Source organism: Saccharopolyspora thermophila (assembly GCF_014646075.1).
GTDB classification, from domain to species: Bacteria; Actinomycetota; Actinomycetes; order Mycobacteriales; family Pseudonocardiaceae; genus Saccharopolyspora; species Saccharopolyspora thermophila.
In genome coordinates, this window is record NZ_BMMT01000015.1 from 92,340 (window position 1) to 112,855 (window position 20,516).

The 20,516-nt window shown below is 71.5% G+C and carries 18 protein-coding genes; 9 read left to right on the top strand and 9 right to left on the bottom strand.

Features of this window, described 5'->3' with window-relative positions:
• Positions 1–45: 45 nt before the first annotated feature.
• From IEY17_RS19525 to IEY17_RS19540, 4 genes are all read right to left on the bottom strand, one after another.
• Complete coding sequence (locus IEY17_RS19525; RefSeq protein WP_188989848.1) at positions 46–843, bottom strand: SAM-dependent methyltransferase; 798 nt, start codon at positions 841–843, stop codon at positions 46–48.
• 149 nt (positions 844–992) lie between these two features.
• Positions 993–1,682, bottom strand: coding sequence for a response regulator (locus tag IEY17_RS19530; RefSeq protein WP_188989849.1), 690 nt, complete (start codon positions 1,680–1,682; stop codon positions 993–995).
• Positions 1,679–3,256, bottom strand: coding sequence for a sensor histidine kinase (locus IEY17_RS19535; protein WP_373289908.1), 1,578 nt, complete (start codon positions 3,254–3,256; stop codon positions 1,679–1,681). The genes IEY17_RS19530 and IEY17_RS19535 overlap by 4 nt, the downstream gene beginning before the upstream one ends.
• Before the next feature lie 126 nt (positions 3,257–3,382).
• A complete protein-coding gene (locus IEY17_RS19540) occupies positions 3,383–3,586 on the bottom strand; it encodes a hypothetical protein (RefSeq protein ID WP_188989851.1) in 204 nt (67 codons plus the stop codon).
• Positions 3,587–3,968: 382 nt separating this feature from the next.
• On the opposite strand from IEY17_RS19540, the gene IEY17_RS19545 reads away from it, so the two are divergent.
• The 4 genes from IEY17_RS19545 to IEY17_RS19560 all read left to right on the top strand — a co-directional run bounded on the left by IEY17_RS19545 (position 3,969) and on the right by IEY17_RS19560 (position 7,571).
• Positions 3,969–4,955 carry a Bug family tripartite tricarboxylate transporter substrate binding protein gene (locus tag IEY17_RS19545; RefSeq protein WP_188989853.1) on the top strand — a complete coding sequence of 329 codons (987 nt, stop codon included), beginning with the start codon at positions 3,969–3,971 and terminating at the stop codon, positions 4,953–4,955.
• The gene (locus tag IEY17_RS19550) at positions 4,952–5,488 is read left to right on the top strand and encodes a tripartite tricarboxylate transporter TctB family protein (RefSeq protein ID WP_188989855.1); all 537 of its coding nucleotides are present in this window, start codon (positions 4,952–4,954) and stop codon (positions 5,486–5,488) included. The genes IEY17_RS19545 and IEY17_RS19550 overlap by 4 nt, the downstream gene beginning before the upstream one ends.
• Position 5,489: 1 nt before the next feature.
• Positions 5,490–7,013: a tripartite tricarboxylate transporter permease gene (locus IEY17_RS19555; RefSeq protein ID WP_188989856.1), complete on the top strand. Its 1,524-nt coding sequence runs from the start codon at positions 5,490–5,492 to the stop codon at positions 7,011–7,013.
• Between the two features lie 195 nt (positions 7,014–7,208).
• Positions 7,209–7,571, top strand: a complete 363-nt coding sequence (locus tag IEY17_RS19560) for a winged helix-turn-helix transcriptional regulator (protein ID WP_229680324.1) — start codon at positions 7,209–7,211, stop codon at positions 7,569–7,571.
• A gap of 101 nt (positions 7,572–7,672) precedes the next feature.
• Here IEY17_RS19560 and IEY17_RS19565 read toward each other — a convergent pair whose 3' ends face one another.
• Positions 7,673–8,272, bottom strand: coding sequence for a TetR/AcrR family transcriptional regulator (locus IEY17_RS19565; RefSeq protein WP_188989858.1), 600 nt, complete (start codon positions 8,270–8,272; stop codon positions 7,673–7,675).
• Positions 8,273–8,325: 53 nt separating this feature from the next.
• Here IEY17_RS19565 and IEY17_RS19570 point away from each other — a divergent pair, with 53 nt between their 5' ends.
• Positions 8,326–9,147, top strand: a complete 822-nt coding sequence (locus IEY17_RS19570; protein WP_188989860.1) for a class I SAM-dependent methyltransferase — start codon at positions 8,326–8,328, stop codon at positions 9,145–9,147.
• A gap of 198 nt (positions 9,148–9,345) precedes the next feature.
• Here IEY17_RS19570 and IEY17_RS19575 read toward each other — a convergent pair whose 3' ends face one another.
• The 3 genes from IEY17_RS19575 to IEY17_RS19585 are packed head-to-tail and all read right to left on the bottom strand — an operon-like array spanning position 9,346 to position 10,063.
• Positions 9,346–9,642, bottom strand: coding sequence for a hypothetical protein (locus IEY17_RS19575; protein ID WP_188989862.1), 297 nt, complete (start codon positions 9,640–9,642; stop codon positions 9,346–9,348).
• Positions 9,642–9,827: a hypothetical protein gene (locus tag IEY17_RS19580; RefSeq protein ID WP_188989864.1), complete on the bottom strand. Its 186-nt coding sequence runs from the start codon at positions 9,825–9,827 to the stop codon at positions 9,642–9,644. The genes IEY17_RS19575 and IEY17_RS19580 overlap by 1 nt, the downstream gene beginning before the upstream one ends.
• Positions 9,824–10,063, bottom strand: coding sequence for an HC3 family zinc finger protein (locus tag IEY17_RS19585; RefSeq protein ID WP_188989866.1), 240 nt, complete (start codon positions 10,061–10,063; stop codon positions 9,824–9,826). The genes IEY17_RS19580 and IEY17_RS19585 overlap by 4 nt, the downstream gene beginning before the upstream one ends.
• 135 nt (positions 10,064–10,198) lie before the next feature.
• On the opposite strand from IEY17_RS19585, the gene IEY17_RS19590 reads away from it, so the two are divergent.
• On the top strand, positions 10,199–11,053 hold the full coding sequence (locus IEY17_RS19590; RefSeq protein WP_188989868.1) for a helix-turn-helix domain-containing protein: 855 nt from the start codon (positions 10,199–10,201) through the stop codon (positions 11,051–11,053).
• Positions 11,053–11,250, top strand: a complete 198-nt coding sequence (locus IEY17_RS19595; protein WP_188989871.1) for a DUF397 domain-containing protein — start codon at positions 11,053–11,055, stop codon at positions 11,248–11,250. Before IEY17_RS19590 ends, IEY17_RS19595 begins: the two co-directional genes overlap by 1 nt.
• Positions 11,251–11,311: 61 nt before the next feature.
• Here the strand turns inward: IEY17_RS19595 and IEY17_RS19600 are convergent, their stop codons facing one another.
• Positions 11,312–13,693, bottom strand: a complete 2,382-nt coding sequence (locus IEY17_RS19600) for a Tex family protein (RefSeq protein WP_188989873.1) — start codon at positions 13,691–13,693, stop codon at positions 11,312–11,314.
• A 301-nt stretch (positions 13,694–13,994) separates the two neighbouring features.
• Between IEY17_RS19600 and IEY17_RS19605 the strand changes: the two genes are divergently transcribed.
• Complete coding sequence (locus IEY17_RS19605; RefSeq protein WP_188989875.1) at positions 13,995–15,182, top strand: lysozyme; 1,188 nt, start codon at positions 13,995–13,997, stop codon at positions 15,180–15,182.
• Between the two features lie 244 nt (positions 15,183–15,426).
• A complete protein-coding gene (locus tag IEY17_RS19610; RefSeq protein WP_188989877.1) occupies positions 15,427–20,448 on the top strand; it encodes a tetratricopeptide repeat protein in 5,022 nt (1,673 codons plus the stop codon).
• Positions 20,449–20,516: the final 68 nt, after the last annotated feature.

Sequence of the window (20,516 nt, forward strand, 5' to 3'; positions counted from 1 at the left end):
GCGAACGGCCGAGTGCGCTGGGCTGTTGGGCCGCTGTTGCGTTGCTCACGGTTTGCGGGCCACGGCCGCATACCCCAACGGGCGGGTCAGCTTCAGCTCGGGGTCGGCCGGGTCCGGCCGCCACTCGGTGATCGGCACGATTCCCGGCTCCAGCAGGTCCAGGTGCGCCAGCAGCTTCTCCAGCGCGGCGCGGCTGCGCGGCGTGCCGGGGAGCTGGCTCTCCTGCAGCAGCGCGAACACGGCCCGCATGGTCTCCGGCGCGTGGTCGGCCGTCAGGTGCGTCAGCGCCAGGTACGAGCCGGACGGCACGGCGTCGAGGTAGCGGGTGAGCAGTGCGGCCGGGTCGTCCTCCTCGGGGACGAAGTGCAGCACCGAGAACATCAGCACCGCGACCGGCTGCGCAAGATCCAGTAGCCGCCGCGTCTCGGTGAGGACGCGCGCGGTGTCCCGCAGGTCGGCGCGCACGATCGCGGCGTTCGGGTTGCCCTCCAGCAGCAGTTCGCCGTGCGTGACCGCGACGGGCTCGCTGTCGATGTACATCACGCGCGCTTCCGGGGCGGCCCGCTGCGCGATCTCGTGCGTGTTGCCGTCCGTGGGAATGCCGCAGCCGATGTCCAGGAACTGCCGCACCCCGGCGGCCAGGCACATCCGCACCACCCGGTGCAGGCAGGCGCGGCCGGCCAGCGCGTAGAGCCGGATCTCCGGGGCCACCGCCAGCACCCGCCGGGCCAGCGCGCGGTCGGAGGCGAGGTTCGCGCTGCCGCCGAGAAGGAAGTTCTGGGCCCGGGCGCCGCTCGGGCGGTCCGGGTTGAGTTCGTAGGGGATCTGGGCGTGCTCCGCCATCGCACCTCCGGTCACCGTCTGGTGCGCAGAGTAGTCGCACGGTTGCGGAGCGAACAGGATGGTGGTACTCGTGCCTGAGACCCGCGGCATCTCGCGTGGGTGGCAAGCGGCTTCGCCGCCTGCCGGACGCCGCACCCCGGTCGCGGGGGTCAGGAGTTCCAGCGGTAACGGCGTTCCGGGCGGCCGGTGCCGCCGTAGCGCAACCGGACCTCCGCGCGGCCGGAGTCAACGAAGTGCTCGAGGTACTTGCGCGCGCTCACCCGGGACAGCTCGGTGGCGTCGGCGCACTCGGCCGCCGACAGGTCGCCGCCCGCGGCGGTGGCCTGTCGCAGGATGCGCTCGACGATCTCGGCGGTCTCGCTGGCCAGACCCTTCGGCGGCGGCGCGGCGCGGCGGTGGCGGCTGCCGAACAGCTGGTCCACATCCTGCTGCGCGGCGGGGGAGTCGCCGGGCAGCTCGCTGAGCTTGCGGTGCAGCGCGCGGAAGTCCTCCAGCCTGTCGCGCAGCGCCTCGTAACTGAACGGCTTGATCAGGTAGTGCAGCGCGCCGCCGCGGATGGCGCCGCGCACCGTGTCCAGATCGCGGGCCGCGGTGATCACGATGACGTCCGGGTCCGCGCCGGAGCTGGCGCGCAGCTGCCGCAGCACCGACAGGCCGTCCACGTCCGGCAGGTAGATGTCCAGCAACACCAGATCGGGACGCAGGTTTTCGACGGCGCGCACCGCGTCCGCACCGGTGTGGGCGACCCCGGCGACCTCGAAACCGGCCACCCGCGAGACGTATCCACTGTGGATTTTGGCGACCATGAAGTCGTCGTCCACCACCAGCACCCTGATCACTTCTCCGCTCCTCCCAGCGGCAACCGCGCGGTGAAGACCGCGCCGTGCGCGTTGTGCACCTCCACGGAACCGCCGCGGCGGCGGCAGATCTGCCGGGTCAGCGCCAGCCCCAGGCCGCGTTCGCCGCCCCGCGCGGCCTTGGTGGTGAAGCCGTGCCGGAACACCTCCTCGACGATCCCCGGGGCCACCCCGGGGCCGGAGTCGCGCACCACGACGGTGACCTCGTCGGTGCAGCGCAGCTCGACCTCGACCCACCGGTCGGCGTCCACCGGGGCGCCCTCCAGTGCGTCCAGCGCGTTGTCCACCAGGTTGCCCAGCACGGTCACCAGATCCGCCGACAGCTGCTCGTCGACCTCGGCCAGGTAGCTGCCCTCGTGCAGGCGCAACCCCACGCCCCGTTCGGCCGCCAGGCTCGACTTGGCGATCAGCAGCGCCGCGGTGGCCGGGTCGTGCACCCGCGCGGTCACCTCGGCGTGCCACTGCTCGTGGCGGTGGCTGATGCGCTGCACGTAGCGCTGCAGTTCGTCGTACTCGCCGAGTTCGACCAGGCCGGAGATGGTGTGCAGGTGGTTGCTGAACTCGTGCGCCTGCGCGCGCAGCGTGTCGGTGGTGTCCCGGTGCACGGCCAGTTCCCGTTGCAGGTCGACGAGTTCGGTGCGGTCGCGCATGGTGACCACGGCACCCACCGAGGAGATCGGCATCCGGTTGAGGACCACGACCCTGCCGCGCCGCAGCACGATCTGGTCCACGCCGCCGGTGCGCCCGGTGAGCACGTCGCGGGCCCGGTCGTTGAGGTCCAGCGCGTCGATGTCGCGGCCGACGCAGTCGTCCGGCAGCGACAGCAGGCGGCGTGCCTGGTCGTTGACCAGCGTGATCCGGTTCTGCTGGTCGACGCCGAGCACGCCCTCCCGAACCCCGTGCAGCAGGGCCTCGCGGTGCTCGACAAGCCGGGTGATCTCCTGCGGCTCCAGCCCCAGTGTCTGCCGCTTGACCCGCCGCGCCAGCAGCACCGACCCGGCCACGCCCAGGACGGTCGCGAACAGCAGCAGCGCCAGCGGGTTCTCGGGTGCCTGCCGCAGCCCCTGCAGCAGGTCGGGGGTGTTGCGGCCGGCCGCGACGACGCCGATGATGCGCGCGTCGTCGGAGATCACCGGCACGTGCGCGACCAGCGAGTCGACGCCGTCCATGCGCACCTCGCCGACCCAGGACCGGCCGCTGAGCACGGTGCTCTCGCCCAGCTCCAACGGCTGCCCGCGCTGGCCGGGGTCCGGTGAGGTGAGTACCGTGCCGCGGCCGTCGGCGATGATCACGTGGTCGGCGCCGGAGAGGCTGCGGGCGCTCTCGGCGAAGATCGGCAGCGCGTCACGCCGGTACGGGTCGGCCAGGCTGGTCCGCACCCCCTCGGTGGCGGCGAGGTCCTCGGCCACCGACAGCATCTTGCGGCCCTCGGTGGCGCGGAACGCGGTGTCGGTCTGCGCCACGGAGAACACCGCGACGGAGGCGAGCAGCAGGCCGATGATGACCAGCTGCCAACTCAGCAGCTGCCGCGACAGCGACCCCTGCACCCGCAGCACCGCGTCCACCTCCTCCACCGCCGGTGGCAGCGGAACGGTAACCGGCCGCCTCGCCCGGTCGCACGGCACCCCAGGTCAGAGCGGGGTCCGCGCCCGAAGTGCCGGTCTTCTCCAGCGGCCGAACATTCAGGCGGGAGCCTGCAGGCCCGGTAGGTACCCCCGGCCGCCGCACTGCGGGCAGGTGCGCCACTCGGCCAGGGTCATGCCGGTCGTGACGTCGGTGGTGGCCTGCACCGCGTAGAGCCGGGGCGCGGCGATCTTCTGCATCCCGCCGCACGTGTGGCACACGGCGTTCGGGCCGGTCGGCCTCGGCTCCTGCTGCTCGGTCATGATCCCGATCCTCACACGGGAGGATCGAACCCCCGCTGCCAGCCCGGCTCCTCCCGGCACTGCGGGCACGGGGCCGACACCAGCGTCGTCGACGCCTCACCGGTCCGCAGCGACAGGAACGAGCGGGGCTTTCTGACATACCCCCTGCCGCCGCAGGTCGGGCACACCCCACGCGGTGCGGGTCGGCTTCCGGACATCCTCGCCCTCCTCCGGCCGATTCGATTCAGTTTCGCCGTTTTCGCAGGTCGACGCAGGTTTTCGCCGGTGTGCTTACACAACGAACAAAAGTGTCGATACGTGCGAAAGCGAGACAGGGCAGCCGTCGTGTGGCAACCATGACGCAGCTCACGTTCCGACCACAACGGAGAGGCGGGATTGCCCGATGCGCCTACGCAGTGCGCTGGCTGTGGTGGCAGCCGTGCTGTTGGTGCTGCTGGTGCCTCCACTGATCAGCACCGGCAGCGACACGAGCGCCGAGGCGCAGATCCGCGGGCTGCGGGTGCTCGTGCCGAACTCGCCCGGCGGCGGCTACGACATCACCGCGCGCACCGCGGTCAAGGCGATGGACGACGCGGGGCTGCAGAGCAACGTCGAGGTCTTCAACCTGCCCGGCGCGGGCGGCACGGTCGGGCTGGGCCGGGTGGTCAACGAGCGCGGCAACGGCAAGCTCGCGATGTCGATGGGCCTCGGCGTGGTCGGCAGCGTCTACACCAACCACTCGCCGGTGTCGCTGCAGGACACCACCCCGATCGCCAAGCTCGTCGAGGAGCCGAACGTGGTCGTGGTCGGCAAGGACTCGCCCTACCACGACCTCGGGCAGCTCATCGCGGACTGGAAGGCCCGGCCGGGCGAGGTCCCGGTCGGCGGCGGCTCGTCGCCGGGCGGCCCGGACCACCTGGCGCCGATGCTGATGGCCAAGGCCATCGGCCTGAGCCCGAAGCAGGTCAACTACGTGCAGTACGACGGCGGCGGGGAACTGCTGGCGTCGGTGCTCGGCGGCCAGGTCGCCTTCGGTGTCTCCGGCATCGGCGAGTACCGGGACCAGATCCAGGCCGGCGAGCTGCGGGTGCTGGCGGTGACCGGCCCGGAGCGCATCCCCGGCGTGAACGCGCCGACGCTCACCGAGGCCGGGGTGGACGTGACGTTCACCAACTGGCGTGGCGTGGTGGCACCGCCCGGACTGTCCGACCTCGACCGCCAGAAGCTGGTGACGCTGTTCGACCGGCTGCACGACACCCCGGAGTGGCAGGACGCGATGCGGCGCAACGGCTGGACCGGGGCCCACCAGAGCGGCGAGGAGTTCGGGGCGTTCCTGCGCCAGGAAAACGAGCGGGTCGCCTCGGTGCTGAAGGAGTTGGGGCTGGCATGACAACCGAAGTCACCGCGGAACGGACCGAGCCGCGGAGCGGGCGGAACTGGCTGAAGGGCCGGTCCGAGCTCGGTATCTGCGCGCTGCTGGCGGCGTTGGGCGTGCTGGTGCTCGTCGACGCCGCGACGATCTCCACCGACTTCACGCAGCGCGGTCCGGTGGGCCCGAAGACGGTGCCCTCCATCGTCGGCGCGCTGCTGCTGGTCGTGGCGGTCCTGCTGGCCCGCGACGTGCTGCGCGGCGGGCGCGGCGAGTCGGAGACCGGCGAGGACGTCGACCTGTCCGAGCCGAGTGACTGGCGCACCGTGCTGCTGTTGTCGGCGGCGTTCCTGGCCAACGCGGCGCTGATCAACCTGATCGGTTTCCCGCTGTCCGGGATGATCCTGTTCTGGGGCTGCGCCTACGCGCTGGGCAGCCGCAACACCGTGCGCGACCCGCTGGTGGCGGCCGCGCTGTCGGTGGTGACGTTCTTCGTGTTCAACAACCTGCTCGGTGTCCCCCTGCCCGGCGGCCCGCTGATGGGGGTGCTGTGAGATGGAATCGCTGAACCTGCTGCTCGACGGTTTCGCCACCGCGCTGACGCCGATGAACCTGGTGTGGGCGGCGATCGGGGTCCTGCTGGGCACCGCGATCGGCGTGCTGCCCGGCATCGGCCCGGCCATGGCGGTGGCCCTGCTGCTGCCCGTGACCTACGCCCTGGAACCCACCGGCGCGTTCATCATGTTCGCCGGCATCTACTTCGGCGGGATGTTCGGCGGGTCGACGACGTCGATCCTGCTCAACACGCCGGGGGAGAGCGCCGCGGTGGTGGCGGCGATCGAGGGCAACCCGATGGCCCGCAAGGGCCGCGGCGCGCAGGCGCTGGCCGCGGCGGCGATCGGGCACTTCATCGGCGCGATCGTCGGCATCACGCTGCTGGTGCTGCTGGCGCCGACCGTGGCGTCGCTGGCGGTCAACATCGGCGCCCCCGACTACCTGGCGATCATGGTGCTGGCGTTCATCGCGGTCACCTCGGTGCTCGGCAAGTCCCGGGTGCGCGGCTTCGCCTCCCTGCTCATCGGCCTGACCATCGGGCTGATCGGCCTGGACGAGATGACCGGCCAGCAGCGGCTGACGTTCGGCCTGCTGCACCTGTCCGACGGCGTGGACGTGGTGATCGTGGCGGTCGGCCTGTTCGCCATCGGTGAGTCGCTGTGGGTGGCGGCGCACCTGCGCCGCACGGCCGGGCAGCCGATCCCGGTGGGGCGGCCGTGGCTGGGCGCGGAGGACGTGCGGCGCTCCTGGAAGCCGTGGCTGCGCGGTCCGCTGATCGGCTTCCCGTTCGGCGCGATCCCGGCCGGTGGCGCGGAGATCCCGACGTTCCTGTCGTACGTGACCGAGCGGAAGCTGTCGAAGCACTCCGACGAGTTCGGCAAGGGCGCGATCGAGGGCGTGGCCGGTCCGGAGGCCACCGCGAGCGCCTCGGCCGCCGGGACCATGGTGTCGATGCTGACGCTGGGCCTGCCCACCACGGCGGTGGCCGCGGTGATGCTGGCGGCGTTCCAGCAGTACGGCATTCAGCCGGGGCCGCTGCTGTTCCAGCGGGAGGCGGGCCTGGTGTGGGCGCTGATCGCCAGCATGTTCATCGGCTCGGTGCTGCTGCTGGTGCTGAACCTGCCGCTGGCCCCGGTGTGGGCGAGGCTGCTGCAGATTCCGCGCCCGTACCTGTACGCCGGAATCCTGTTCTTCGCCAGCGTCGGCGCGTACGCGGTCGGCGGTCAGCCGCTGGATCTGCTGCTGCTGTTCGTCATCGGGTTGATCGGGTTGGCGATGCGCCGCTACGGGCTGCCGGTGCTGCCGGCGATCATCGCGGTGATCCTCGGCCCGACCGCCGAGCAGCAGCTGCGTCGCGCCCTGCAGATCAGCGACGGCCACGTCAGTGGCCTGGTCAACACGCCGTTCTCCGTCGTCGTCTACTGCGTGGTGGCCCTGATCCTGCTGTGGCCGCTGGTCGCCCGGGTGATTCCGCAGCGGAAGGCGCAGGCCGCGGAATCGCCCGCGGAGAAGGTGGACGCCTAGCACCCCGAGGCGTCCACCCGGGTGGCCCGGTCGCTGTTTCCCCCGTCGCGACCGGGCCATCACTGTCGGCACGGTCCCGAGGTGTTCCGCTCGCCCGGGTTCGCTGGTTACTGTTCGTGCGTAGCCGCATCGTTCGGTACTGGTGGCGCGGGCACCGGGCGGCACGTTCTCTCGTCGCGCTCGAGGAGGTAACCAGTGGCAGCTGCCGGGGAAGCGCAGGACGCGGTGGACTGGGAGGTGCTGCAGATCCTGGCGCTGGTGGGCGACAAGTGGAGCCTGCTGGTCATCGGGAAGCTCCGCGACGGTCCGCAGCGGTTCGGGGAGCTGCAACGCGGCGTGCGCGGCATCTCCCAGCGGATGCTCACGCTGACGCTGCGCAAGCTGGAACGCGACGGGCTGGTGAACCGGACGGTGCAGGCGGCGGTGCCGCCGCGCGTGGACTACCGGCTGACCGCGCTCGGCGAGTCGCTGCTGGGCCCGGTCCTGTCGCTCGTGCAGTGGGCGGTCGACCACCGCGACGAGATCGTCGAACACCGCAGCCACCACGACCGCCCCTGAGGCGCGACCGGGCAGGCGGAGGTGCCCGAGCCAGGCGTTCCACAAAGGAGCGCCTCCGGGCGTGGCCGGCGCGATGTCCTCGTGTGGGCGGGGACCGGCACTCAGGGCTGCGGCGGGGTGGTGCCCGCGAGGACCGTGGTCACGACCCTGTGGACGGTCGCCGGTTGCGGCGGGGTGCTTTCCCGGTCGGCGAACAGCAGGTGCGCGGCGCCGACGAGCGTGGGGGCGAGGGTGTCGACGTCGGCGTCCGGCGTGAGGCGGCCCAGTTCGCGTTCGGCGGTGAGGTAGGCCGCGATCATGGCAGCTGCTTCGGACAACAGCGGGACTCCGCCGGTGGATCGGGCCTGGCGCAGCCGGGTGCGCAGCTCGTCGCGGAAGGTGATGAGGCCGACGATCGACACCGCGACCGGTCCGAACAGGGCGGTCAGCGCGTCGGCGAGGTTGCCGGCGACGGTGCCGGTGCCGGCGGACTCGCGCAGGGCGGTGGCCTGCTCGTCGATCCGGCCGATGCGGTCGAGCACGAGTTCGGTGAGGAAGGCGTCGAAGTCGGCGAAGTGCCGGTGCAAAACACCCTTTGCGCAGCCTGCCTCGGTGGTGACCGCCCGGCTGGTCAGCGCGTTGGGCCCGTCGCGGAGCAGGACTCGTTCGGCGGCGGCGAACAGCTGCTCGCGCACGTCGCGGATGTGCACCCCGGTCGGCACCGAACATTCCCCCGTTCCTGGCGAAGTGGGCACGTGCCCACTATAGTGGGCGCATGCCCATTATACCGTCGGAACGCTCGCCCGAGCAGAATCCGCACCGGCACCGGCAGATTGCGGAATCGTTCGGCGTGGACGCACAACGCTACGACCGGGCTCGGCCCCGCTATCCCGACGCCCTGGTGAACCGGGTCCTCGCCGCCAGCCCCGGCCGCGACGTCCTCAACGTCGGCTGCGGCACCGGCATCGAAGCAAGGCAGTTCCAGGCGGCCGGGTGCGCGGTGCTGGGCGTCGAACCCGACGCGCGGATGGCCGAGTTCGCGCGGGACAGCGGCGTCGAGGTCGAGGTGGCGACGTTCGAGTCCTGGGATCCGGCCGGTCGGGTGTTCGACGCGGTGATCGCCGGGACGGCCTGGCACTGGGTGGACCCGGTCGCCGGAGCGGCCAAGGCGGCGCGGGTGCTGCGGCCCGGCGGTCTGCTGGCGCCGTTCTGGCACGTCGGTGAGCCCCCGGCCGAGGTGACGGAAGCCTTCACCGCCATCTACCGGCAGGTGGTGCCCGACTCCCCGTTCGCCGTCCGCGACGCCCGGCCGGGGACGGCCCTTCAGGGGTACCAACCACTGTTCACCAGGGCCGCCGACGGTATCCGGGATGCGGGTGGCTTCAGCGACCCGCAGCAGTGGCGGTTCGACTGGCAGCGGTCCTACACCCGGGACGAGTGGCTGGACCAGCTGCCGACGTTCGGCAACCTCACCCAGGTCCCGCCGGACGCCTTGGCGCGGGTGCTGGACGGGGTCGGCGCCGCGATCGACGAGCTGGGAGGCAGCTTCACGATGCCGTACACCACGGTGGCGGTCACGGCGGTGCGCACCCCCTGACCGTCCTGTTACAACCGCCGCCAGGGACGGGCGGCGATCCAAGCACCTGGCAGTTCTCCAGAGAGACCTCGCCACCGGGACCGACCGCCGAGTTTGCCTGGTCGCTCAGCTGAGGGGGTGCGGCCGGGCGGGGTGGGAGGGGAGCTCCGCCCGGCCGCTCGGTCCGATGCCCTGGGGGAAGGTGGCATCGAACCGGGTTCAGAGGCGCCTGAGGGATTCCAGGACGCGCTGCTGGAGATCCAGCGGTGGGGGTTCCGGCCAGAGCGGGACAGTGTCCGTTGTGGACTCCTCGACTGGCTCGCGGAGGCGGTGCCTGCCGCGAGGTCTGGCTCGTTCGGCGGCTTCTGCTTCGATGTGCTCGATGAGCTGCCAGACGTTCGTCGCGCCTTCGCCCGCTTCCGCGTGCTGGGGGAGACGTCTGCGGTAGGCGTACATCAGCGTCATGCCGGTGAGCAGGGATGCCAGGCAGGCGAGGCTGATCCAGAACGGGTGCATCACGCGGTCCTCTCCGGTTCGGGTCGGTTCTCCTTGAGCAGCAGGACGATTTCTTCGAGAGCTGCGCTGGCTTCCTCGAACTCCCCGGCATCGAGCCGTCCCGAGCCGACGTGGAACGCGAGGTCGTCCAGCAACCACTGGGTCCGGCGCAGCAACGTCGCGAGCCCTCGCGTGCGCTCGCTCATCCGCGCAGGCCCCGTGAGGTGGGGAGTTGGAGTTCGGCCGAGATCCGCCGAGCTTCGGCGTTGCACTCGGCGCAGGTTTCCCACAGCCACGCCAACTTCGAGTTGTCCGCGGTGAGCTGCGACCCGCACAGCGTCCGCACCCCGGTCCCGCTCGGATAGGCCAACGCCCCATCGGGATGCGCGTCCAAGCTCGCATGCCGCTGCCCAGCAGCAGGCACCCAGTGAAACGGATACATCGAGACCCCCGAGTGTCGATGGTGGTTCCCAGAACAGATTAGTGGTTCCTGGAACCACTTTGTCGATGTTGAACCGCGCTGGCAATCACCTGGTTGAGGGTTCTTGCCTAGATCTTCGCTGGTTAGGATCGGTTCATGTCCCGAACCGCCAAGACAAATCCGCGTGCCCGTGTGTTGGGTGCTGAGCTGCGGCAACTCCGGGAAGCAGCGGGGCTGGGGGTTCGCGAGTTGGGACGGCGCCTGGGTGTGGGGCACACGACGATCTGGCGCTACGAGTCTGGGGTGAAGCCACCGTCGCCAGAGGACACCGCGAGTCTCCTGACAGCGCTCGGCGTAACTGGCGCTGAAAAAGAACGCATCGTCAAGATGGCGCGCACCGTCCGTGATCTCAACTGGCTGACGTCTGGAATCCCTGGTGTTCGCGAGGAACTTGCGACGCTGATCGAGTTCGAGCGCGCCGCTACGCGGATCACCGAGGTGCAGGTCCTCGTCTTCCCGGGGATGTTGCAGACGCGGGAGTACATGCGAGCGGTGATGGCTACCCTGCCGCCCGAAATGATAGAAACACGAGTCGCGTTCCGGCTCAGCCGTCGCGAAGTTCTTGACAAAGAGGGCGGGCCGCAACTTGTCGCGCTCATCGCAGAGGCAGCGCTACGCGAGCGGATCGGCGGTCCGGACGTTATGGCTGATCAGCTTCGTTACCTGCTCAAGATGTCGAGGCGCGACAACGTGACGATCCAGATCTTGCCATCGGGCGCGACCTCTTGGCATCCAGCGCATGCTGGGTCGTTCATCGTGTTCGAGTTCGATGATCAGCGGCCGATCGTTCACCTGGAGCATTTCCGGACATCTGTGTTTCTCCGGAACCTGAAGGACGTCAACGACTATTGCCAAGCTGCGGATAGCCTTCGGCGAAGTGCGATGAGCCCGAAGGCGTCGCGCGAACGCATCACCCAGTATCTGGAAGCAGTCGAAGGAGAACTCAGCTGATGTCGGTAGCTGAACCAACGGGTTGGCGGAAGTCCAGCCGGTCTACGCATCAAGAAACCTGCGTCGAGGTCGCGCCCGCGACGTGCGGCGCGGCGGTGCGGGACTCGAAGGACCCGGATGGCGGGTACTTCACCACGACCGGTCGGCAGTGGCAGTTATTCGTCGCTGCCATCAAGGACGGGCGCTTCGAGCGCTGATCCCGCGATGTGGAACGGGTGAGGGGCACTCTTCGTGGTGAAGAGTGCCCCTCACCCCGTTTCAGTTGCCGAAGCCAGCGCGGCGGAGGGCTTCTGCCATGGCGCCGCTCGGCGCGTCGTTGCGGCGCTGGCCGCCGCGGCCCTGGCCGCGGTTCTTGCCTCCCTTGCCGCCTCCGCCTCGGCCGCCTCGGCCCGCTTCGCGGTCCGGTTTGCCGCCGGGGACGGGTTCGTCGTCCAGGCGCAGGCTCAGCGAGATCCGCTTGCGGGGGATGTCGACGTCCAGGACCTTCACGCGGACGATGTCGCCGGACTTCACCACGTCGCGCGGGTCGTTGACGAAGTTCTTCGACATCGCCGACACGTGCACCAGGCCGTCCTGGTGCACGCCCACGTCGACGAACGCGCCGAAGGCGGCCACGTTGGTGACCACGCCCTCCAGTGTCATGCCCGGCTTGAGGTCCGCGATCGTCTCCACGCCCTCGGCGAAGGACGCCGTCTTGAACTCCGGGCGCGGGTCGCGGCCCGGCTTGTCCAGCTCCGCCAGGATGTCGGTGACCGTGGGCAGACCGAACCTGTCGTCCACGAAGTCCTGCGGTCGCAACGACTTCAGCACCCGGCTGTTGCCGATCAGCGCGTTGATCTCGCTGCCGGTCTTCTCCAGGATGCGGTGCACCACCGGGTACGCCTCCGGGTGCACGGCGGAGGCGTCCAGCGGGTTGTCGCCGTCGGGGATGCGCAGGAAGCCCGCGCACTGCTCGAACGCCTTCGGGCCCAGCCGGGCGACGTCCTTGAGGGCCTGACGGGTGCGGAACGGGCCGTTGGTGTCGCGGTGGTGGACGATGTTCTCCGCCAGCGTCTCGCTGATGCCCGACACGCGGGTCAGCAGCGGCGCCGACGCGGTGTTCACGTCCACGCCCACCGCGTTCACGCAGTCCTCGACGACCGCGTCCAGCGAGCGCGACAGCTTCGCCTCGGACACGTCGTGTTGGTACTGGCCGACGCCGATGGACTTCGGGTCGATCTTCACCAGCTCCGCCAGCGGGTCCTGCAGGCGGCGGGCGATCGACACCGCGCCGCGCAGTGACACATCCAGGCCCGGCAGTTCGCGCGAGGCGTACGCCGACGCCGAGTACACCGACGCGCCCGCCTCCGACACCGAGATCTTGGTCAGCTTCAGCTGCGGGTTCTGGCTGATCAGCTCACCGGCCAGCTTGTCGGTCTCGCGGGACGCCGTGCCGTTGCCGATCGCGATCAGCTCCACCGCGTGCTGCTCGGCGAGCTTCGCCAGCGTGGCCAGCGCCTGGTCCCACTGGCGCTGCGGCTGGTGCGGGTAGATCGTGTCGGTGGCCACCAGCTTGCCGGTGCCGTCGACCACCGCGACCTTCACGCCGGTGCGGTAGCCCGGGTCCAGGCCCATCGTGGCGCGCGAGCCCGCCGGGGCGGCCAGCAGCAGGTCGCGCAGGTTCGCCGCGAACACCCGCACCGCCTCGTCCTCGGCGTTCTGCCGCAGCCGCAGCCGCAGGTCCACGCTCAGCCGGGTCAGGATGCGGGTGCGCCACGCCCAGCGCACCACGTCCGACAGCCACCGGTCGGCCGGACGGCCCTGGTCGGCGATGCCGAACCGCTGCGCGATGCGCAGCTCGTAGGAGGTGGGACCGACCTGGTCGGAGCCGTCATCGGGTTCCAGGGACAGCTCCAGCACCTCTTCCTTCTCGCCGCGGAACAGCGCCAGGATGCGGTGCGAGGGCAGGTCGGTGAACGCCTCGTCGAACTCGAAGTAGTCGGCGAACTTCGCGCCTTCCTCCTGCTTGCCGTCGCGAACCCTGGAGACCATGCGGCCGCGGGTCCACATCCGCTCGCGTAGCTCGCCGATCAGGTCGGCGTCCTCGGAGAAGCGCTCCACCAGGATCGACCGCGCGCCCTCCAGCGCGGCGGTGACGTCGGCAACGCCCCTGTCGGCGTTGACGAAACCGGTGGCGGTCTGCTGCGGGTCGTTGGTCGGGTCGGAGAGCAGCTGGTCGGCCAGCGGTTCCAGGCCCGCCTCGATGGCGATCTGCGCCTTGGTGCGCCGCTTCGGCTTGTAGGGCAGGTAGATGTCCTCCAGCCGGGCCTTGGAGTCGGCGGCGTTGATCTGCGCCTCCAGCTCCTCGGTCAGCTTGCCCTGGGAGCGGATCGACTCCAGCACCGTGGTACGCCGCTCTTCCAGTTCGCGCAGGTAGCGCAACCGCTCCTCGAGCGTGCGCAGCTGGGCGTCGTCGAGGCCGCCGGTCGCTTCCTTGCGGTAGCGGGCGATGAACGGCACAGTCGCCCCGCCGTCGAGCAGCTCGACGGCGGACTGCACCTGGCGCTCGCGGACGCCGAGCTCCTCGGCGATCTTCTGATGAACAGTCGTCACGATGCTGTATCCGCCTTCTCTGCGATCTTCGCCAGATCCGACCGGCATTCTGCCCGACACCCGCGACCTGACCCACGGGCGTTCACGTCGGCGTGTCGGAGCCTCGCGCAGCGCCGCCGTGCGATCACCGACCGTGCTGAAGCCGGATCGGCCGTCGGCGGCGGAGGACGGGTTTTCGCGGTGTGACAGAGGCCGCTATATTGGCCGACAGGTTCAGGCCAGTTCTGGGGTTCCATCACGGGCAGTGACGGACCGACTGGGGAATGTAGCCCTATCGGGTTAAACTAGGTACCTGCCCCCGTACAAACCGCGATGCACGCACACGCTCCGTCATGGAGTGTGGGGCCCCGTGAACCCCGAATCCTCCGACCAACCAAGATCCCCCGAACACAACGACCTCGCCTCCACCCCGACGGAGGCGACCGAGCGCGGGTGGCGCGGCGCGGCGCTGAAGGCTGACCAGGCCCTGCGCACCGCAGCGGATCGCGTGCGGCCGGTGGCGAACCGCGTCGGCCAGTGGCTCCTGCCGCTCGTCCAACGGCTGCTGATGTGGCTTGCGCCACTGGTGCGGCGCATCCAGAACGTACCCGTGGTGTGGCGCTTCGGGGAGCGGATGGCGTCGCGCGCGGCGGCGGCGAAGGTCCCCACGCGGACCCGCTCGATGCAGGCCGGTGCCGCCTTCGCGGCCGTCGGCGTGGTGGGCCTGGTGATCGGCAGCGTCGTCGCCGGTTCCGAGGAGCCCGACGTCGCGACGGCCGCCCCCGCGCAGGTGGCGCCCGAAGAGGCGACCCCGGCGCAGGCCGCCGCGGCCCAGCCCGAACAGCAGCCGACCCCGGCGCAGCAGCCCGCCCCCGAGCAGCAGCCCGCGCCGGCTCCGCTGCCCGAGCCGGAGGCCCCCATCGGCCCGCCGGTCCAGGGCATCGACGTGTCCAACCACAACGGCAACATCGACTGGAGCAAGGTCGCCGCGGACGGCAAGAAGTTCACCTTCGTGCTGGCCACCGACGGCACCAGCTTCACCAACCCCCGCTACAGCCAGCAGTACCACGGCGCCAAGGACGCCGGGCTGATCGCCGGCGCCTACCACTTCGCGCGGCCGAGTTCGTCCTCCGCCGAGGTGCAGGCGCAGCGGTTCCTGGACGTGGCCGACTACCAGGCCGACGGCAGGACCCTGCCGCCGGTGCTGGACCTGGAGATCGACCCGAACACCGGTGGCTGCTACGGCCTGTCGGTCGCGGAGATGCACCAGTGGACCAAGACCTTCGCCGACAAGGTCAAGGAGCGCACGGGCAAGGACGCGATCATCTACGCCAACCCGTCGTTCTGGCGACAGTGCATGGGCGGCACCGACAGCTTCGGTCACCACGCCCTGTGGCTCGCCTCCTACGGCGTGGACAGCCCGACGGTGCCCACCGGTTTCGACGGCTGGGACTTCTGGCAGTACACCGACAAGGGCAGGGTGGCCGGCATCAGCGGCTACACCGACCTGAACCTGTACCAGGAGGGCATCGAGCGCCTCCGGCGACTGGCTCGCTGAGCCCCGATGTTCGCGTCGGAACCGACGACGGAGCGGGCCGTCCGGGACCACCTCGGGCGGCCCGCCCCCTTTTGTCCTCTGTGGACTCCAGTGTCTGGTCGGCCAATGCCGTGGGACGCGCGGCGCGGGTCGCTGATTGCCCTGCGCACCCGGTGATCGGCCGCGATGCGGGGATTGCGCCGACGTCGGGTGACGGGCAGATATCCTCGCCGCGATCGATGATCACCTGATCGAAGGGCGCGGCATGTCACTGTGGGAGCAACGGGTCGCCCAGGCGCGACAGCTGTGGATCGCCGGTGATCAGGCCGCTGCCGAGGCCGAGCTGCGTGTCGTGCTGGCCGACGGTGACTTCGACGCCGCGGTGCACGCCGCCTGCCTGCTGGGTGCCCTGCTCGACGAACGCGGCGACACCGCCGCAGCCCGCGCCATGTACCAGCGGGCGATCGACTCCGGGCACCCCATCTACGCCCAGCTCGCGGCGATCTCGCTGGGACTGCTGCTGTTCGACGCCAACGATCTGACCGCGGCGCAGGCCGTGCTGCGCTTCGCCTCCGAGGGCGCCGACCCGGACGCGGCCGGGCGCGCTGACGCGCTCCTGGCGCAGGTGCTGCACATGCTCGGCGACGCCGCCGGGGCGCGTGAGGCACGGGACCGCGCGATGAGCAGCAACGACCCCAGCGTGGTGGAGATCGCCGCGGAACTGGACCTGCCCGCGCCCGGCGAGCGCTCCGCCGAGCAGTACCTGCAGGTCGCCTACGAGCAGGCGTGCTCGCTGCTGGAGCAGGGGCGCGACGACGACGCCGAGCCGATCCTGCGTCGCCTGCTGGACAGCGGGCACCCCAACTACGGTTCGCTGGGCGCGGCCAAGCTCTACACGCTGCACGTCGACGAGCCCGAGACGGCGCGGCAGATGGCCGAGCGCATGATCGCCTACCGGCACCCGGAACACCTCGGCTGGGGCTACGTGCTGCTGGGCGGCGTGCTGGAGGACCTCGACGACCCGGCCGCCGCGGCTGACGCGTTCCGGCGCGCCGCCGACGACCCGCGCCCGGAGGTCCGGTTGCACGCCCTGATCCACCTCGGCATGCAGCAGCACCGCCTCGGCCGCCCCGACCAGGCCCGCGAAACCTACCAGCGGGTCATCAACACCCGGCACCCGCGCTACTCGGTGGAGGCGCTCGGGGTGCTCGCCGAACTGCAACGCGACGAGGGCGACACGGCCGGGGCCATCGAAACCTTCGGCCGGGTCGCCGAATCCGACCACCCGGAGAAGGCGCCGCTGGCCGCCTACAACCAGGCCGTGCTGCTCTACGAGCACGGCGACCAGGCCGCGGCCGCCGACGCGTTCCGGCGCGCCGCCGAGGCCGACGACCCGCACGTGGCGCACCAGGCCGAACTCGCACTGTCCATGATGGACGTGATGGAGGCGCAGCAGGACCCGGTCGGCGACGACGCCCGGCAGCTGGCCTTCCGGGCGCGCGACGCGGCCCGCGTCGGGGACCTGTCGACCGCGCGCAGCGCCTACCAGCAGGTCATCGACATGGACGTGCGGATCTGGTCGGTGATGTCGGCCAACTCGCTGGGCCTGCTGGAAGCCGTGCACGGCGAGACCGAGCGGGCCCGCCGCGCGCTGCACCGGGCGGCCGTCTCCGCGGAGACCTCGCTGGCCCAGGACGGTGCCCTGCGCGGTGCGCTGCTGGACGAACCGGGCGCCGCCCCGGTGCTGCAGGCGCTGTTCCAGCTGGAGTACGAGGACGCCATCCCGCTGGAGGAACTGCTCACCAGCGCCCCGCAGCCCACCCTCGACCTGGCGCGGCTGGTACACGCCGAGCGGCTGATGACCGGTGAGGTCGCGCGCGGCGTGGAACTACTGACCCAGCTGGTGGACTCGCCCAACCGCCTCGTCTGGACCAGGGCGGGGCACCTGCTGGCCACCTGGCTGATCCGGCAGCAGCGCATCGACGACGGGCTGGAGCTGCTGCACCGCGTGGTCGGCGACGGGCACCCGGCGCTGCGGCCGTGGGCCGCGGCGTATCTCGGCGACCTGCTGCTGGAGCACGGCGACCTCGACGGCACCATCGCGGCGTACGAGGCGGCGGAGGCCACCGGGCACCCCGCCGTGCGCACCGAGGTCTTCGACAAGCTCGCCCTGCTGTACCGCACCTGGAACCGGCACGACTCCCTGCTGGACCTCTACCGCCGGACCGCCGCCAGTGGCCACCCGGAGATCGGTCCCCGCGCGGCGTACCTGCTCGGCGCGGAGTGCGTCGCGGCCGACGATCTCGACGGCGCGCTGGAGCTGTTCACCTCGGCCGCCGCGTCCGCCTCCGCCGCCGCGCCGATCGCGGCCTTCGGGATGCACGCCCTGCGCCGCGAGCACGCGCAGGCGCGCGAGCGGTTCTTGGCGCTGGCCGACGACGAACAGGCCCTCGGCAGCGCCACGCAGCTGTGCCTGAACCTCGCGCACCGGCTGCAAGCCCGCGGCGCAATCGACGTCACCGAATGGGCGCTGCGGCTGGTGATCGAAGCCGGGCACGCCGGGCAGGTTCAGCAGGCTCACCTGTTGCTCGGCGCGCTGTGCAGCGAGAAGGGTGACGTCGACGGCGCGGTCGCCGCGTGGGAGCAGGCCGCCCGCGGCGATGCCGCCGACGAGGCCGCAGTGGCCCGGTGCAGCCTCGCGGATTTGTTGCGGCGCAGCGGAGAACTCGACCGGGCCGAGGCGCTGCTGGCCGACGTCGCGGCCGGCAGCACCCGCAGCGCGGGCCAGGCCGCGCACGATCTCGGCGCACTGCGCCAGCAGCGCGGGGACCTCGACGGGGCGATCGAGGCGTTCCAGCGCGCCGAGGCCGTGGGCACGCCGGTCGAGGCGGCGTTCGCCGCCCGCAACCTCGGCTCCCTGCTCGCGCGGCAGGGGCGGACCGGACCGGCGCGGGAGGCGTTCGAACGAGCGATGGCCTCCGACGTGCCCAAGGCGCGGGCGCAGGCCGCGCTGGACCTCGGCGACCTGCTGCGCGACAGCGGTGACGAGGCCGGGGCGAACGCCGCCTACGAGCAGGCGCTGCGCATCGACGACCCGGACGTCACCCCGTACGTGCACCAGCACCGCGGCACCGAGACCGCCGAGCAGCGTGCCCACCGGCTGCTGCAGGAAGGCGACCTGGACGGCGCCCGGGCGGCGATCGGCGAGCACTTCGGATCCGCGCGCATCGCCAACTTCTGGTGCGCCGCGTGGACCGACCTGGACACCGCATCGGCGATCCTGGCCGCCGCGACCGGTGACGACCTGCGGGTGTGTTCGGAACTCGGGCTGGAATTCGGGCGAGGTCTGGCCGACAACGACGACCCGGACGCTGGTGCGTTCTTCCGGATGGTCGCCGACCGCGGACACCCCGACCTGGCCGCGAGGGCGCAGATCGCCCTGGGCGAGCTGGCCGAACAGCGGCGGGAGCACGCCCTCGCGCTGTCCTGGTACCGCCGGGCGCTGACCGCCGACGCCGCCGAGGCGGTGGGCCGCGCCGGGGTGCTCATGGCCGAACTCCTGCTCCGCCTGCACGACCGCGAAGGCGCCAAGTCGGCGTGCCGCCACGCCGTGGCCGCCGGGGCGGGTGTCGCGGCGGTGGACGCCGGACTGCTCCTCGGACACCTCCACCACGGCGACGGTGACGTCGCGGCGGCCGACGAGGCGTGGGAGAACGCCGAACGCTCCGCCACCACGCCGCAGCAGTTCGGCACCGCCCTGCACCACCGGATCGCCCAGATCGGCGAGCTGAGCAGCGAAGCCGGACCGCTGCTGCGGCGGGCCAGCACGTCCCGCCACCCGGAGATCGCGATCATCGGCATGAACCTGCTCGGTGAGCGCGCCGTGGCCGACGGCGACCAGACCGAGGCGATCCGCTGGTTCGGCCGCGCCGCCGAACTCGACGTGCCCGAGCACTCCGCGGCAGCGCGCGGCAGGCTCGGCGAAATGCTGCTGGCGCAGGGCGACGACGCGGCGGCCAAGGTCGAGTTCGAGCGGGTCAGCCGCTGCGACGTGCCGAGCATCGCGGCGCGCGGCGAGTTCGGGCTCGGCCTGATCCGCTACGACGAAGGCGACCTCGCCGGTGCGGTCGCGGCGTTCGTGCGCACCGCCCACGGGGCCGACGACGACCTGGTCGACAACGCCCTGAACAACATCCGGGTCATCCTCGACGAGCAGCGCGCCGCCGGGGAACACAGTGCCGCGGCCGACACCCTGCGGCGGCTCGCCGAGGTGGTCGAGGTCGGCCACGTCGCCGAGTGGGCCCACGACACCGCCACCGAGTTCGTCGAAGCCGGGGACGACGACGCGGCACTGGTGTATCTGCGGTGCGCGGTGGAACTCGGCGCCCCCGATCCAGACCCGGCCACCGTCCTCGCCCTCGGCGACGTGCTCGCCCGGCGCGGCGACGCCGCGGGCGCGCGTCAGGCGTACGAGCGGGTGCTGGCCACCGGCGGCGACCGGCTCGCCCCGGTGGCGAAGTACCGGTTGGTCGAGCTGCTCGGCGACGCGAACCCCGAGGCCGCCGAAGAACTCATGCGGCGCCCGGACGAGGTCCTCGGCACCGCGATGAAGGCGATGCTGGGGCTCCGGCGGCGCGAGGCGGGCGACACCGCGGCCGCCATCGAGCTGTTCCGTGAGGCCGCCAGCGGTGACGACGAGCGGTTCTCCCCGATGGCCACCTACGCGCTGGCGCAGTCGCTGCGGCAGAACGGCGACCTGGAGCAGGCCCGGCAGACCTACCTGCGGCTGGTCGAGACCGCGCCGGGGGACCGCTACGCCGGGGAGGCGCTGCTGGAGCTTTCCGCGATGGCCTTCCAGGCCGGGGACGACGAGACAGCCCGCGAGTGGAGCCTGCGCGCGTGGGAGTCCGACGACCCGGAGCTGTCGGCGAGGGCCGCGATGAACCTCGGCGTGATCGCCAAGCGCCGCCGCGACCTCGACGCCGCCCGGCCGTGGTTCCTCGCCCTGGTCGACCTCGGCCACCCCACCGCGGCGCTGGCCGCCGCGCACCTCGCCGAGCTGCACTACTGGCGCGAGGAGTACGCGGAGGCGCTGGAGCACTACGAGTACACCCTGGCCCGCACCGACGACCCGGAGCTGGTCGCCGAGGCGGCCTACCGGGTCGGCGAAATCCGCTACCGGCGCGGGGAGATCGAGCAGGCGCGCGAACTGCTCGACCGCGCCGTGCGGACCCAGGACCCGTCGTTCGCGGAGCAGGCGAGCCGGTTGCTGGCCGAGCTGGGGTGACCGCCCCCCACGTTCCGTTGCGGCGGTGCTCGACGACTGCGAGTCACGGAAACGCTCGCTGGTCCCTC

Bases quoted from the DNA above. Each gene is read 5' to 3' on its own strand.
- IEY17_RS19525 (WP_188989848.1), bottom strand. From the start codon at position 843: ATGGCGGAGCACGCCCAGATCCCCTACGAACTCAACCCGGACCGCCCG.
- IEY17_RS19540 (WP_188989851.1), bottom strand. From the start codon at position 3,586: ATGACCGAGCAGCAGGAGCCGAGGCCGACCGGCCCGAACGCCGTGTGC.
- IEY17_RS19545 (WP_188989853.1), top strand. From the start codon at position 3,969: ATGCGCCTACGCAGTGCGCTGGCTGTGGTGGCAGCCGTGCTGTTGGTG.
- IEY17_RS19550 (WP_188989855.1), top strand. From the start codon at position 4,952: ATGACAACCGAAGTCACCGCGGAACGGACCGAGCCGCGGAGCGGGCGG.
- IEY17_RS19555 (WP_188989856.1), top strand. From the start codon at position 5,490: ATGGAATCGCTGAACCTGCTGCTCGACGGTTTCGCCACCGCGCTGACG.
- IEY17_RS19570 (WP_188989860.1), top strand. From the start codon at position 8,326: ATGCCCATTATACCGTCGGAACGCTCGCCCGAGCAGAATCCGCACCGG.
- IEY17_RS19575 (WP_188989862.1), bottom strand. From the start codon at position 9,642: ATGCACCCGTTCTGGATCAGCCTCGCCTGCCTGGCATCCCTGCTCACC.
- IEY17_RS19580 (WP_188989864.1), bottom strand. From the start codon at position 9,827: ATGAGCGAGCGCACGCGAGGGCTCGCGACGTTGCTGCGCCGGACCCAG.
- IEY17_RS19585 (WP_188989866.1), bottom strand. From the start codon at position 10,063: ATGTATCCGTTTCACTGGGTGCCTGCTGCTGGGCAGCGGCATGCGAGC.
- IEY17_RS19590 (WP_188989868.1), top strand. From the start codon at position 10,199: ATGTCCCGAACCGCCAAGACAAATCCGCGTGCCCGTGTGTTGGGTGCT.
- IEY17_RS19595 (WP_188989871.1), top strand. From the start codon at position 11,053: ATGTCGGTAGCTGAACCAACGGGTTGGCGGAAGTCCAGCCGGTCTACG.
- IEY17_RS19600 (WP_188989873.1), bottom strand. From the start codon at position 13,693: ATGCCGGTCGGATCTGGCGAAGATCGCAGAGAAGGCGGATACAGCATC.
- IEY17_RS19610 (WP_188989877.1), top strand. From the start codon at position 15,427: ATGTCACTGTGGGAGCAACGGGTCGCCCAGGCGCGACAGCTGTGGATC.